This is a genomic window from Actinoplanes sp. CA-252034, from assembly GCF_050956125.1.
Classification (GTDB): Bacteria; Actinomycetota; Actinomycetes; order Mycobacteriales; family Micromonosporaceae; genus Actinoplanes.
In genome coordinates this window covers 5458296-5470738 of sequence record NZ_CP191846.1, presented here as the reverse complement: position 1 = coordinate 5470738, position 12443 = coordinate 5458296, and the positions used below count along the sequence as shown (strand labels likewise).

The window sequence follows — 12443 nt, the reverse complement described above, 5'->3', positions numbered from 1 at the left end:
GGTGAACAGAGATGAAGAGGCGAACTACCGAAGTTTCGTCGACGCGCAGGCCCACTCGCTGCGCAGGCTCGCCTACCTCACCTGTGGCGACTGGCAGCTCGCGGAGGACGCGGTCTTCACCGCCCTGGCGAAGCTGTACACCCGATGGCGGCGCGTCGACCGCCCGGACAGCTACGCCCGCAGCATGGTGGTGCGCGCCGCCATCGACGAGGTCCGCCGGCCATGGTGGCGCCGCGAGCAGCCGGCCGGCCACGCCATCCCGGAGCGCGCCGCGCCCGACAGCGCCCACGAGGTCGACGAGCGCCTGCGCATCCACGCCGCGCTCGACCGGTTGCCACTGCGCCGCCGGGCCGTGCTGGTGCTCCGCTATTTCGAGGGCCTGACCGTGCAGGAGACCGCCGAGGCGCTCGACTGCCCGGAGGCGACCGTCAAGAGCCACACCGTCCGCGGCCTGCGGACGCTTCGTGAGGTGCTGGGTGCCGACGCCGATCTGCCGGCCGGAGAGTCAGACGAGGTGGAGCGCTATGCCACTCGACATGCGTGAGTTGATGCAGGCGGCGTACGCGGGCGAGCCGCCGATGCGGCACAGCACCGACGACTTCGTGGCCGCCGGCCGCAGCCGCCGGGCCCGCCGCCGCGCGTCCTGGGCGGCCGGCGCCGCCGGGGCGATGCTGGCCGTCGTGGGCGTGACGGTCGTGCCGCAGATCATCGCCGGGAACCGGACCGTCCCGGCTGCCGGCCGGGACGCGATGCGCTACCCGGCGACGGCGTTCGACTACACCGTGACCGGCTACACGGTCGGTGACATCGAGGTCAGCGATCCGGTCAACGTCACACCCGGCTATGAGCAGTCGCGGATCAGGCGTAACGACGAGGACAGCCGTTACAACCGCGGCGACGGCACCTTCCAGCAGGTCGAGGTCAGCGGCTCGGTGCTGACCGTGTACCGGGACGGGGTCTTCGATCCGGCGGCGCTGAGCGCGGGCGAGCCGGTCCCGATCGGCGGGACGACCGGACGGTACCTCCCGCAGGGGGCGCTGGCATGGCAGTACCGGCCGGACGCCTGGGCGGTGATCCACTCCGGCGACGGGCACCTGAGCCGGACCGACATGGTGCTCCTGGCCGAGGCGCTGCGGGTCGGACCGAGCCGTCCGGCGGCACTGCCGTGGCGGATGGCCTACCTCCCCGCCGGCTATCAGCTCAGCTCGATGGGCCTCGTCGCGGACGACGAGCTGACCGGCCCGCACCTGCAACAGGGCGACGCCCGATTCACCCGGGAGCCGGAGAGCTACTCGGGACTGACCGATCCGCTGACCGGCCAGGGCCTGGACAACCTGCGGGTCAAGGTCTATCCGCGGTGGTACGGCGAGAACCAGCTCTCGATCGCCTTCGGTGGGACATCCGTCCTGCCGTCCGCCGGGCCCTCGGGATCGTCCTCGTTCGAGCCGTCCTTCGAGCCGTCCTTCGAGCCGTCCTTCGAGCCGTCGCACGAGCCGTCCTTCGACCCCTCGATGTGGCCCTCCCACGAACCGTCGGCCGGCTCCTCGGACCGCCCGACGTCCGATCCGTCGGCGCAGGCGCCGCTGGTCGACCCGTTCTGCGTGCCGGGGCAGAGCCGCTGCTTCCGGTACACCGCCGACGGCGCGTACCTGATCGAGGTGACGGCCACCGCGCCGGAACCGGACGCCGAGTTGATCCAGGTGCTGCGCGGCACACGGCTCGCCGACCCCGACGACACCGCCACCTGGTCCGAGCTCGGTGAGGCGCTGCCCGGCCGGTAATCACCGAACTTCACGCGACACCCCTCCATTCACACCCCTCGGTGGCGAATCGCTTCGCCATGCCCGTACGGAGCTCTCATGATCAATTTGCAACGGCGCATCATCCACGCCCCCGTCACGGCTCTCGGAAGCCTGCTCGAGCGGCTCGCCGGTCCCGGCGACCTGTTGTGGCCGGTCGACTGGGAGCCACTGCGGCTGGACCGCCCGCTCTCAGCCGGCGCGACCGGTGGCCACGGGACTCTCCGCTACACCGTCACCTCCTACCAGCCGGGCCTGCGGGTGCGCTTCGAGTTCGCGGCCGGCTCCCCGCTGGAGGGCTTCCACGAGCTGTGGGTCCGCGCCCTCGCCCCGGACCGCGCCGAGATGGTGCACATCCTGGTGGCCCGGCCGCGCGGCGCGATGCTGCTGTTCTGGCCACTGGCGGCGCGCTGGACGCACCAGGCGCTCGTCGCCGACCTGCTGGACAACGCCGAACGAGCCGTCACCGGCCGGGTCCGCCACCCCGCTCGCTGGTCACCCTGGGTGCGGTTGCTGCGCGCCGTGATCCCCGTACCGCTCGCGGAGCCGGCGCCATGACGCTGACCGTCACCGGCGTGAGCCTCGGACCGGCCCGGCACGTGAGACCGGCGGCCCCGGCCCATCCGGGCACGCGCCTGGCGGCGCTGGACCTCTTCCGGTTCGCGGCGGCGCTCGGGGTCGCCCTGTTCCACCTGGTCGCGGTCGCGGGCACGGGAGGCGTACGCATCTGGGACGGCCCGCCCGTGGCGGTCTTCGGCGGGTTCTACCGGATCGCGTCGTACGGCTGGGTCGGCGTGCCGTTCTTCTTCATGATCAGCGGTTTCGTCATCTGCATGACCGCCTGGGACCGCACCCCCGGGCAGTACCTGCGCTCCCGGTTCGTCCGCCTGTTCCCGGCGCTGTGGGTCTGCATGACGATCACCACCCTGGTCGCCACCGTCTACCCCCGGGTGTTCACGCCGGTGCCGTTCCGGGCATTTTTGGCCAACATGTTCCTGCTGGCCGATCCGCTCGGCGTGCCCCGCGTCGACGACGTCTACTGGACCCTCTGGCTGGAGCTCAAGTTCTACCTGCTCTTCCTGGTCGTGGTGTGGATCGGTGTCACGTACCGCAACGTGGTCGCCTTCTGCCTGCTCTGGAGCGTGGCGTCGGTGCTGGCCGCCGAGGTCGGGCAGCCGTGGCTCGACGCGCTGGTGATGCGGGGCAACTCGCACTACTTCGTCGCGGGCATCGCGTTCCATCTGATCCACCGTCGCGGGTCCCGGCCGGAGCTGTGGCTGCTCGTCGCGTTCAGCTGGGCCCTGTCGATCCACTACTACGAGGGCAACCCCTGGCAGGCGAGTCACGGCATGTCCTACACCCCGTCGAGCATCCTGGTGACGATCTGCTTCGCGGCCCTGGCACTGCTCTCGCTGGGCCACCTCGACCGGCTCCGCTGGCGTCCCCTCGCGACGCTGGGCGCCGCCACCTACCCGTTCTATCTGCTGCACTACGTCGCCGGGTTCGCGCTCGTCCACTTCGTGGTGCGGCACACGGCGGTCGGCTCGGTCCCCCTGCTGACCGCGGTCACCGTGGCGCTGATCGGCGTGGCGATCCTGGTGAGCCGGTATGTCGAACGGCCGCTGGCCGACCGGCTGATAACGGCGCTCCACGGCCGTCGTTGACTCCTTGGCGACCGCCGAGCGCGAATCCGGCACCGTCGTACCTCTCGACCGGCGTTCGGATCGGCGTCATCGTGCGTACCTCTCGTCCGGCGTTCGGATCGGCGTCATCGTGCGGACCTCTCGTCCCGCGGTCGGATCGGCGTCATCGTGACGCCGATCCGACCGTGCCGTGACGCGTGCTCTAACGCGCCAGGCGGTCCAGCAGTTCGCCGAGCAGCGCGTGTTCGCCAGGGGTGAGGTCGCCCGGGTCGTCGCCGACCAGCGCACGCAGCGTCAGTGCGGCGCTCGCACGGTTCGCCGGGGCGTCGGCGGAGGGCGTGTGCAGGACCCCGGCCAGCGCGGCCTCGCGGACGCGTCCGGACAGCCCGAAGTCAGGCTCTGGCTGGCTGATCAGAGTGAGCGTGATGCCGACGTTGGCGGCGAGCAACTGTTCGGCGGCATCGTCCGCCGGCACCTTGAGCAGGCCCCGGGCGGCGGCGCCGGTGAACCGCTCGCGTAACGCGGCGTGCGCGGGAGCGGTGATGGCGCAGGGCTTCCCCGGCTCGGCGCGGCCGTAGAGCAGCCCGTAGAACGACGGATGCTCCAGCCCGAACCGCACGTGCCTGTCCCAGCCCTCCCGCAGGTCGTGCAGCGGATCGCCGGAGCTCTCGACCGCCGTGTACTGGGTGAAGCCGTGGTTGACCACGGCGTCGATCAGGCCCTGCTTGCTGCCGAAGTGGTGGTACAGCGTCGGGGCCTGCACCCCGGCGCGATCGCACACCGCTCTGGTGGACACCGTGCCGCCGTTCTCCAGCAACTCCGCTGCGGCGAGCAGCAGGCGATCTCGTGCGTTCTGCATGGTTGCTATAGTAACTTACATAGCGCTACATTGCTCTCTATATCGAGAGGAGAAGTCCATGAGGACCTGGTTCATCACCGGTGGGACGCCCGGAGGATTCGGCCTGTTCTATGCCGAGGCTGCACTGGAACAGGGCGATCAGGTGGTGGTGACCGCGCGTCGACCCTCCGAGCTGCAGGAATGGGCCGCACCGCACGGCGACCGTGTGCTGGTTCTCCAGCTCGACGTCACCGATGCCGAGCAGGTGCGTGCGGCGGTCAAGACGGCGGAGGCACGGTTCGGCGGCATCGACGTGCTCGTCAACAACGCGGGCCGCGGCTGGTACGGCTCGATCGAGGGGGCCCCCGACGAGACGATCCGCCGAACGTTCGACCTCAACCTGTTCGCCGCCGTCGACGTGATCCGCGCCGTCCTGCCGGGTATGCGGGCACGCGGCGACGGCTGGATCGTGAACATGTCATCGGTGGCAGGCCTCGTCGGCGCACAGGGTTTCGGCTACTACGCGGCGGCGAAGTTCGCGATCGAAGGACTGTCGGAGACACTGCGCCAGGAAGTCGAGCCGTTCGGTGTGCGTGTGCTCGTCGTGGAGCCGGGAGCGTTCCGTACCAAAGCCTTCGCCTACTTCCAGAACGAGCCCGTCAACGAGACCGTCGACGCCTACGTGCCGATGGTCGAGAGCGTCAAAGCGGCGTTCGTGGACCATGACGGCAAGCAGGCAGGTGACCCCGTCCGTGGCGTGCAGGCCGTGATCAGCGCGATGAACGCACCCGTTCCACCGCACCGGATCGTGCTCGGCAACTCCGGCTACGACGTCGTCGTCGCCATGCACGAGAACGCACTCGCGGAGCTGCGCGCGAACGAGAAGCTCTCACGCAGTGCGGACTTCTGAGCCCCGCGTCCTGGCACCCCGAGAGAACCGGAGAGCAGAAATGGACGACATCACGCTGCCCGACGCCGTCGGCACCTTCATCGCGGCCACCAACGCGCACGACGCGAACGCGCTGGCCGCGGTCTTCAGCGACGGCGCCACCGTACGCGATGACGGGAAGACCTGGGCCGGCGGAACCGAGATCCGCGAGTGGATCCACGGGCACCTGATCAACCCCAGGATCGTGCTGACGCCGACCTCGTTCGCGGACGACCGGCTGGTGGCCTCGGGAGACGGTGATTTCCCCGGCGGGCCCCTGTCCTTCGCATTCGTATTCGGCATCAAGGACGACCAGGTCACCGACCTCGCGATCGAACCCGTCTGATCCGTCACCGGCCGGGGCTGCCTGACCGCTGCCCCGGCCCGCCTACGACCCCAAGACCATTCGCGCCTGGATCACCCGCCACGTCTCCGGGGTCTTCCGCTACTTCCTCGAACGGCTGCTCGGCTGTCCGCATACCTCCGTCGCCGCGGGCAGCCGGAGGACTCAGAGATCGTCCGCTTCGTTGGCCGACGGGCCGACCTGGGCGTCGTCCTTACTGGCCGAACCGGCGAGGTCGGCGGGGTTGACGGTGCCATCGGGATCGTCCTCCACGGTGAGACTGCCGTAACTGTCGGCCTCGACCGTCGACTCTCGCTGACGGGAATCACCATTGTTCTCGGGTTCGTACGACTGCTTGGACATCAGAAAGCCTCTCCGGTGAATGATCAGGAATTTGCTGTCGCGGCCTGCCGGGTCTCGTGGGGTGCTCGGGGAACACCGAGGACTTCCAGGAAGTCGCGGGCCCAGTAGTCGATGTCGTAAGCACGGACCTGTTCCCGCATGGACCGCATCCGCGCGGCAAGATCCCGAGAGTCGGCGTTGAGGGCCTCGAGAATCCCGCGTTTGATGTCGTCGGTGTCGTGAGCGTTGATCAGGAAGGCGTCGCCGAGTTCGGTTGCGGCGCCGGTGAATTCGCTGAGAACCAATGCGCCCTGCTCGTCACGGCGCGCCGCGACGAATTCCTTGGCGACCAGGTTCATGCCGTCGCGCAGTGGGGTGACCAGCATGACGTCGGCGGCGAGATAGAGGGCGACGAGTTCGGCGCGGCCGAAGGACTGGAACAGGTAGTGCACCGGGACGCGGCCGACATCACCGAATTCGCCGTTGGTGCGCCCGACCTCGCGTTCGACGCGCTCGCGTAACTGCTGATATTGCGTGATGCGTTGCCGGCTGGGCGTTGCCACCTGCACCAGCACCACGTCGTCGTTGGAGATCTCACCGTCCGCGAGCAGGTCATGGTAGGCCTCAAGTCGCTGTTCGATGCCTTTGGTGTAATCCAGGCGGTCGACACCCAGCAGCAGGCGCCGGTCGCCGCCGAGTTCGGTCCGTAGCTGCCGGGACCGCTCCTGCACCGCGGGGTCGGCGGCAAGCTGATCCACCTCGTTCACATCGATGGAGATCGGAAAAGCTCGCGCCACGACGGTACGTCCGTCGACCTCGACCCGATCGTCTTTCGGCTCCAGTCCCAACAGCAGCCGCGTCAGGCGTAGGAAGTTCTGCGCTGCCAGGGCGCCCTGGAAGCCGACCACATCGGCGCCGAGCAGTCCCTGCAACAGCTCGCGGCGGCGCGGCAGCTGCATGAACAACTCAACCGGCGGGAAGGGGATGTGCAGGAAGAACCCGATACGTACATCCGGTCGCAACTCGCGCAGCATCCCCGGCACCAGCAACAACTGATAGTCGTGCACCCAGACCGTCGCGTCCGGGGCAGCCACCTCCGCTGCGCCTCGTGCGAAGCGGAGATTCACCGCCTCGTAGGCCTGTCGCCAGTCACGGCGGTGTGTCGGCTGCTCGACCAGGTCATGAAACAGCGGCCAGATGGTGGCGTTGGACTGGCCCTCGTAGTACAGGTCGATCTCCTCGGCACTCAGCGGCACAGGCTGCAACTGCATACCGTCGATGTCGAACGGATCAGGCGCCTCGCCCGCGCTGCCCGTCCACCCGACCCAGGCTCCGCGCATCTGACGCACGACCGGTTGCAGAGCGCTGACCAGCCCTCCAGGACTGCGCTCCCATCGGCGCTGCCCGTCGTCGTCGGTTACCTCGTCGACCGGTAGCCGGTTAGCGACTACGACGAAGCCGGGCCCGTCACCTGCATCTTCACCCATGGCTGCGGAATACCTCCGGGCAGGGGGATGAAACGTCATCGGCCCTGCTGGCCCCGAGGCAGCACCGCCGGCCATCTCGGTCCTTACCGGCGCACGAACCATCACGCGACCGAAAGCATCGATCAAGGGGTCCTGCGGCACGACGCCGCCGCGATGATCCATCCACTTCACGTGAGGGCGAAAGCCTTCGAGAACGCACGGCAAACGGCGGTGGTCCTCACCATCGCGACGACACTCACGGCTGCCGGCGGGACGCTCAACCATGCACCAGTTGGTGGCCTCGGTACGCTCCGCATCTGAAGATTCGGCTCAGCGAAACCGGATGCAGCATCATCGAAAGTTGGCGGATCATGGAGAGAGATGCAAGTCTGATGGAAACGTTGCGTCGGCTGGATGATCCCGAAGGGGGCGAATTCCCATCTGACTATGATGAAGCCCGAACCGCAGCTTCATTCGGCCGTCTCGTCATACAGAATGATCTTCACTTCTCGATAAGTTGCGAGATTGATCAAAACATCCAGGATTCCGCTCAGTACGGGCGAATCGAGGTACCGGCGCAAGCTACAGCCCGCAGGACGCGGATCGTTGTCCTAGTGAGCAGATTCCACCCGTTGGCCATGGTGGCGGCCGACAACCCGGGCGCTTTCCTTGGCACGGATGAAGCTTGCGCTGAAGGTGCCCTCGCCGCGAGTGACCTGGAAAAGGTAGAACAAGCTCTTACCGAATCGGGGTACGTCGCGATCCCGGAAGAGCTTCTCGCGAATCACTATGACGGAGCCACTCCCTTGCTTTTTCACGGTTCCTATCAACCTAGGTGGTGGGACCGGTTCTTCGGTTCTTTCTGAATTTCATCTAGTTCCGACTCCCATAACGTTGACGCCTTGAGCGTCGGCGCCTTTGCTGTAGGGAGACTCGAATCTGTTCGGCGTGCGCAAAGCCACTGTTGTTTCAGCGGACCGCGAACAAGTTGGCCGTCCAGAGCAGCGGGGTGCGGCTCGTCTTCGTCCGGACCGGCCCGACCAGCAGATAGCTGCCTGTGCGGCCCGCTGCGGTTGCCCTTCCCGCTCTCCGACCTTGATGTGAAAGCCGACCCCCGCCTGGCCTCGCGTATTCGAGCAGGTAACCCAGGCGTCGTCGAGGTGGAGCACATCGCGGACGCGACCGGTGGGATTCGCCATTCTTCGAGTGAGTCTCTCTGCGATTAGAGATGCACTCACATCGGCAGATCCGCTTATCCGTCTCACCGGTGTAGGTCGCTGGACCTCACGAACAGTCAGGCCACCCGATGACGTCCTCGGCGGAGACCCCTCGCAGGTTCGCCGCTTGCCACAACACACCCGTGACATCAGTGCGGCCATACGAACGATCGTGGGTACGAACGCTGCTGAACCTGGCGTAAGACAGGTCCGTGTCGCGTAGGTCAGCGTTCCGCAAGTCGCAGCCGGCGAATCGCACCCCCCTCATGGAGGCGCCTCGAAGGTTGGCGCCTCGGAAGTCGCAAAGCTTGAAGAAGTGTCGGTCGAAGCTTCGGTGTCGCAAGTCGAGGCCCGCGAATGACTGTTTCGTGGCACCTAGAAGATCACTCACTCGGTGACGATACCCAACTGCTGATCGACACGCATCGGTGTTCTTAGCCTTCCCCAGCACACTCTCATCGGCCACGACCGCACGTTTGATCATGGCTGAGTTCCGGAGGCCATGAAGGTGGCTAGGATGTGGTTGGGGTGGCGGTCGTAGCGGATGGTGGCGCGCGGGTCGGCGTGGCGCGCGGCGATCTGGACGTCGCGGAGGCCGACGCAGGCGTCGAGCCTGGCGGTGACGAAGGTGTGGCTTCTATCCGCACTGATCGTGTGCGGACGCCGTCGTGTGGCGATTCGGCTGGGGCAACTCCGGGCGGTCAGAACAGCATTCAGATGGCCGTTCGTGTCGCGATTCGGGGTCGCTGCGGTGATCGAGGTCACGGTCTGATTCAGGTGTGGACGGGGTTGCCGTGGAGGTTGCCGTCGCCGCAGGGCCAGGGGCCGTTGCCGAGCGGGGCAAGGCCGGTGCTGTTGAAGAGGAGCAGTTCGTCGTGCAGGCTGAAGGCGACGCGGCCGCGTTCGAGTAGCAGGATTCTGCTCATCACGGCTCGGTCGTCGTCCTGGGCGAACAACGTCCGGGATTGGAGGTCGGGATTGATGGCCAGGAGTTTGCCGTCGCGCCAGAGCACGGCCGTGCCTTGGGCGTCCAGCGCGGGATAGGTAGTGTAGTAGCCGCTCAGCACCGGGCCGTCGCTCACGGAACTGTCGGGGTTGAGGACACGGAACCGGGATCGCGACGGAGTGACGTTCTCGGATTCGGCGGCGCTGATGGTGCCGTGGTGGTCGACGAGCATCATGCCGTGGCTGGGCCAGGTCTGTCGTGCGTGCCCGTCCGGGTCGTAATGCGTTGTCGTGAACGCGCCGTAGCCTTGCTGCCCGATGAGGAAGGACCCGGGTCCGGTGATGGCTTTGTGCTGGTAAGGGCCGGGCGGGGTGGTGATCAGGATCCCGCCGGTGGTGGCATCGATGATCGTGCAGACGCCGATGCCGCCCCGGCCGTCGGTGATCTCGACCAGCACTCGGTTGGCGGACACCAGCAGCGGCTCTTGGTGGCCGACCGAAATGGTTTGTGGTCGCCACGGTTTCTTCGGACGCAGTTGCCAGCCGGTTTCCACGCCCGCTTCGACAACGCCGGGGAAGGACAGTTCAGCAGGCGGCAGCGGTGTGGACCAGGTGGTGGCGCCGGCCTGGGTGTGGCGGGCGACGCGGGGAGCCTGACCGGGTGGAACTTGGCGGTAAGGGCTGGTTGGTAGCCAGATCGTGCAGAAGCCGTCGGGAAGCAGGACGAAGGCGCCGAGGTGTTCATGTGCTTGATGCTCAGGAACGACCGAGCGGAGGACCTGGCCATCGGGGCCCACCTCGATGAAGGTGTGACCCGTGGGATCACGGTGCGACAGCCAGACCGTGCCGGCCGGGGTGACTCGCGGCGGGCGGGGACGCCCGTCGAAGGTTCGTTGCCAGATGACCCCGCCGGCGAGGTCGACGGCGGTGAGCACCGTGGCGTCGAGGTTGCGTCCGGCGAAGCTGGTCACGAAGATCGGGCCGGCCGGGTCATGGGTCGCGAGGCCCCAGACCTGCCCTGGCATGACCGTTCGGTCTGGGCTCATTCGCGGTTGATCCTTTCGATGCGCTGCCGTCAGCACGATAGTGCTCGGGGCCGGGCTCAGCACGGGCCGATCTGGGTGCTGCGCGTCGGTAGGCGCCGCACGTTGGCTGCTGCCGGGCCGGCAGTCCGCAGACGGGTGATCTCGTCGTGTTGAGCGGCGAGCCGGGACAGCGCCTCGTTTCTGAATGCGGCGAGTTCGGCGATCGTTTCGTCGCGTTCGGTCAGCCGTTGACGCAGGGCGGTGTTCTCGGCTTTCAGCCGGGTGATTTGTGCCAGTCGCGGGTCGGGGAGGGTTCCTTGCTGTTGGAGAGTGTGGAGTCGGGCTTCGAACTCTTCGCGCAGATGGGCGTAGGGCCGGTTGCCGTAGAATGCGGTGCGGTCGACGCCGGCTTCGCGGGCGAGGGTCTTGATGTCGCAGTTGCCGCCGGGTGGGATTTCGCCGCGGAGCAGCCGGTCCATTGCTGCTCGGACGCGGTTCTGGTTCTCGGTTCGCTGCTGCGTAGTGATTCTCATGGGATGTCCTGGTTGGGTTGGGGTGTGGTCGCGGCGTCGATCTCGGCGATGACGCGCAGGGCCCGGTCGTGGTCAGCGCGCAGGCGGTCGCGTTCAACGGTCCGGGTCTTGCCGAGCTGGCCGATGAAGGTTTTGGTCCGCTCGGCGTGCTCGGCCCAGACCGGCCGGTGGGTGGGGTGGTGGGTGGCTTGCGGGCAGCGGGCCGAGTCACACATTCCGACGAGCGGTCGGTCGGCGGTCGGGGTGCCGGCGATTTTGAGGCAGAGGGCGCGGGATGGGTCGGTGAACCAGCAGTAGTTTGCCGGGCCCAGGTGTAGGACTTTGGCGCGTTTGGTGAGCAGGTTGAGGATGTCGCGGTCGTTGTGCTGGATCTTCGGCGTGGTCTCGAACGCTGCGGTGATCTCGGTATCGATGCTGGCGAAGAACGCGGTGAGGCTGCGGGCGCCGGGGCCGGCGGGCAGGATGCCCTGTTGGTAGTTGCGGAACTCGGCCAGGACCAGGTCGAGGTTGCGGTCGGACTCGTGCTTGTTGACCTCGGACAGCAGCTCGGCTTGCGCGCCGCCGGGGCGGCAGGCGTAGCCCTCCGTGGTGGCGACGGCGACATGCTTGAGATGGATCTTGGAGGCGAGGACGCCGCCGGGTCGGTAAGCCAGTTCCAGGGCCAGGGTTCTGCGTAGCATTCTGAGGTTCACCGGGCCGTCCGGGATCGCGGCGAGTCCGAGCCGTTGCCCGGCCGGCGAGTTGACCCAGTTCTTGAACCAGGTGTAGCGGACGGTGAACGCGAAGCGGCCGAAGAGCAAGGCTTCGTCGTGTGGGCTGCGGTGTAGTTGTTCGGCGAGTTCGACGGCCTGACAGGCGGGTTCGACCACGATCCATTGCCAGGTTCACCCGCACCTCCCGCCCGGGCCCGGCGAACAGCGCCCGCGCGGCGCGGTAGGTGAACGGCTCCGCCGGCGCGTAGCCCTCGGCCATCGCCCACCGGTAGAACAGCGACAGGATGCTCCCGTGCTGGCCCCGCGTCGTCGCCGCGAACCGCACCTTCACCGGCCCCGCGGCCCGGTGCTCGGCGTACCGGCGCAACCCCGCTTTCAGCCGCTCCCGCGACTCGAACAGCCCGACGCCATGCGCGGCCAGGAACTCCGCCCAGTCCTTCACCACCCGCGCATACGTCGCCCACGAACTCGCCGCGGGGGCACCACTGGCCGGTAACTCCCGCAACCACCGGTTCACTACCACCACCGGACGCTGAGCAGCAGGACCGTCCTCGAACCGCAGATCGTCGTCAACGAGCACCGGCATGCCTTCCGGGATCAACGGCCGATGCTCCACATCCCACGACTGCCAGCCCCGGGCAGAGAAGAAAG

The 12443-nt window shown here is 67.5% G+C and carries 15 protein-coding genes; 7 read left to right on the top strand and 8 right to left on the bottom strand.

What is annotated here, in order from left to right; translation table 11 throughout:
• Position 1 precedes the first annotated feature (1 nt).
• From ACQPZW_RS25150 to ACQPZW_RS25135, 4 genes are all read left to right on the top strand, one after another.
• Positions 2 to 544 (top strand): SigE family RNA polymerase sigma factor, encoded by a 543-nt coding sequence (locus tag ACQPZW_RS25150; RefSeq protein WP_433788480.1) that lies wholly within the window; start codon positions 2 to 4, stop codon positions 542 to 544.
• Positions 525 to 1781 carry a hypothetical protein gene (locus ACQPZW_RS25145; protein WP_433788479.1) on the top strand — a complete coding sequence of 419 codons (1257 nt, stop codon included), beginning with the start codon at positions 525 to 527 and terminating at the stop codon, positions 1779 to 1781. Before ACQPZW_RS25150 ends, ACQPZW_RS25145 begins: the two co-directional genes overlap by 20 nt.
• 78 nt (positions 1782 to 1859) lie before the next feature.
• The gene (locus ACQPZW_RS25140; protein WP_433788478.1) at positions 1860 to 2357 is read left to right on the top strand and encodes an SRPBCC family protein; all 498 of its coding nucleotides are present in this window, start codon (positions 1860 to 1862) and stop codon (positions 2355 to 2357) included.
• On the top strand, positions 2354 to 3463 hold the full coding sequence (locus ACQPZW_RS25135; protein ID WP_433788477.1) for an acyltransferase family protein: 1110 nt from the start codon (positions 2354 to 2356) through the stop codon (positions 3461 to 3463). The genes ACQPZW_RS25140 and ACQPZW_RS25135 overlap by 4 nt, the downstream gene beginning before the upstream one ends.
• Before the next feature lie 181 nt (positions 3464 to 3644).
• Here the strand turns inward: ACQPZW_RS25135 and ACQPZW_RS25130 are convergent, their stop codons facing one another.
• A complete protein-coding gene (locus ACQPZW_RS25130) occupies positions 3645 to 4301 on the bottom strand; it encodes a TetR/AcrR family transcriptional regulator (RefSeq protein ID WP_433788476.1) in 657 nt (218 codons plus the stop codon).
• 58 nt (positions 4302 to 4359) lie between these two features.
• Here ACQPZW_RS25130 and ACQPZW_RS25125 point away from each other — a divergent pair, with 58 nt between their 5' ends.
• Positions 4360 to 5190, top strand: coding sequence for an SDR family NAD(P)-dependent oxidoreductase (locus tag ACQPZW_RS25125; RefSeq protein WP_433788475.1), 831 nt, complete (start codon positions 4360 to 4362; stop codon positions 5188 to 5190).
• A 40-nt stretch (positions 5191 to 5230) separates the two neighbouring features.
• Entirely contained in the window at positions 5231 to 5554 is a 324-nt protein-coding gene (locus ACQPZW_RS25120; RefSeq protein ID WP_433788474.1) for a nuclear transport factor 2 family protein, read from the top strand.
• Between the two features lie 162 nt (positions 5555 to 5716).
• Here the strand turns inward: ACQPZW_RS25120 and ACQPZW_RS25115 are convergent, their stop codons facing one another.
• The gene (locus ACQPZW_RS25115) at positions 5717 to 5914 is read right to left on the bottom strand and encodes a hypothetical protein (protein WP_433788473.1); all 198 of its coding nucleotides are present in this window, start codon (positions 5912 to 5914) and stop codon (positions 5717 to 5719) included.
• A 23-nt stretch (positions 5915 to 5937) separates the two neighbouring features.
• Entirely contained in the window at positions 5938 to 7380 is a 1443-nt protein-coding gene (locus ACQPZW_RS25110; protein WP_433797618.1) for an alpha,alpha-trehalose-phosphate synthase (UDP-forming), read from the bottom strand.
• 371 nt (positions 7381 to 7751) lie between these two features.
• Here ACQPZW_RS25110 and ACQPZW_RS25105 point away from each other — a divergent pair, with 371 nt between their 5' ends.
• Positions 7752 to 8225: a hypothetical protein gene (locus ACQPZW_RS25105; protein ID WP_433788472.1), complete on the top strand. Its 474-nt coding sequence runs from the start codon at positions 7752 to 7754 to the stop codon at positions 8223 to 8225.
• Between the two features lie 418 nt (positions 8226 to 8643).
• Here the strand turns inward: ACQPZW_RS25105 and ACQPZW_RS25100 are convergent, their stop codons facing one another.
• The 5 genes from ACQPZW_RS25100 to ACQPZW_RS25080 form a co-directional block, all read right to left on the bottom strand.
• Positions 8644 to 9060, bottom strand: a complete 417-nt coding sequence (locus ACQPZW_RS25100; protein WP_433788471.1) for a pentapeptide repeat-containing protein — start codon at positions 9058 to 9060, stop codon at positions 8644 to 8646.
• Entirely contained in the window at positions 9057 to 9341 is a 285-nt protein-coding gene (locus tag ACQPZW_RS25095; RefSeq protein ID WP_433788470.1) for a hypothetical protein, read from the bottom strand. The genes ACQPZW_RS25100 and ACQPZW_RS25095 overlap by 4 nt, the downstream gene beginning before the upstream one ends.
• Positions 9342 to 9349: 8 nt before the next feature.
• The gene (locus ACQPZW_RS25090) at positions 9350 to 10546 is read right to left on the bottom strand and encodes a hypothetical protein (protein ID WP_433788469.1); all 1197 of its coding nucleotides are present in this window, start codon (positions 10544 to 10546) and stop codon (positions 9350 to 9352) included.
• A gap of 77 nt (positions 10547 to 10623) precedes the next feature.
• Positions 10624 to 11079, bottom strand: coding sequence for a hypothetical protein (locus tag ACQPZW_RS25085; protein WP_433788468.1), 456 nt, complete (start codon positions 11077 to 11079; stop codon positions 10624 to 10626).
• Positions 11076 to 11879: a hypothetical protein gene (locus tag ACQPZW_RS25080; RefSeq protein WP_433788467.1), complete on the bottom strand. Its 804-nt coding sequence runs from the start codon at positions 11877 to 11879 to the stop codon at positions 11076 to 11078. Before ACQPZW_RS25080 ends, ACQPZW_RS25085 begins: the two co-directional genes overlap by 4 nt.
• Between the last annotated feature and the right edge of the window lie 564 nt (positions 11880 to 12443).

Coding starts and splice junctions, on each gene's coding strand:
- ACQPZW_RS25090 (WP_433788469.1), bottom strand. CDS start 10,546: ATGCCAGGGCAGGTCTGGGGCCTCGCGACCCATGACCCGGCCGGCCCG.
- ACQPZW_RS25125 (WP_433788475.1), top strand. CDS start 4,360: ATGAGGACCTGGTTCATCACCGGTGGGACGCCCGGAGGATTCGGCCTG.
- ACQPZW_RS25145 (WP_433788479.1), top strand. CDS start 525: ATGCCACTCGACATGCGTGAGTTGATGCAGGCGGCGTACGCGGGCGAG.
- ACQPZW_RS25130 (WP_433788476.1), bottom strand. CDS start 4,301: ATGCAGAACGCACGAGATCGCCTGCTGCTCGCCGCAGCGGAGTTGCTG.
- ACQPZW_RS25105 (WP_433788472.1), top strand. CDS start 7,752: ATGGAAACGTTGCGTCGGCTGGATGATCCCGAAGGGGGCGAATTCCCA.
- ACQPZW_RS25120 (WP_433788474.1), top strand. CDS start 5,231: ATGGACGACATCACGCTGCCCGACGCCGTCGGCACCTTCATCGCGGCC.
- ACQPZW_RS25110 (WP_433797618.1), bottom strand. CDS start 7,380: ATGGGTGAAGATGCAGGTGACGGGCCCGGCTTCGTCGTAGTCGCTAAC.
- ACQPZW_RS25140 (WP_433788478.1), top strand. CDS start 1,860: ATGATCAATTTGCAACGGCGCATCATCCACGCCCCCGTCACGGCTCTC.
- ACQPZW_RS25135 (WP_433788477.1), top strand. CDS start 2,354: ATGACGCTGACCGTCACCGGCGTGAGCCTCGGACCGGCCCGGCACGTG.
- ACQPZW_RS25100 (WP_433788471.1), bottom strand. CDS start 9,060: ATGATCAAACGTGCGGTCGTGGCCGATGAGAGTGTGCTGGGGAAGGCT.
- ACQPZW_RS25115 (WP_433788473.1), bottom strand. CDS start 5,914: ATGTCCAAGCAGTCGTACGAACCCGAGAACAATGGTGATTCCCGTCAG.
- ACQPZW_RS25085 (WP_433788468.1), bottom strand. CDS start 11,079: ATGAGAATCACTACGCAGCAGCGAACCGAGAACCAGAACCGCGTCCGA.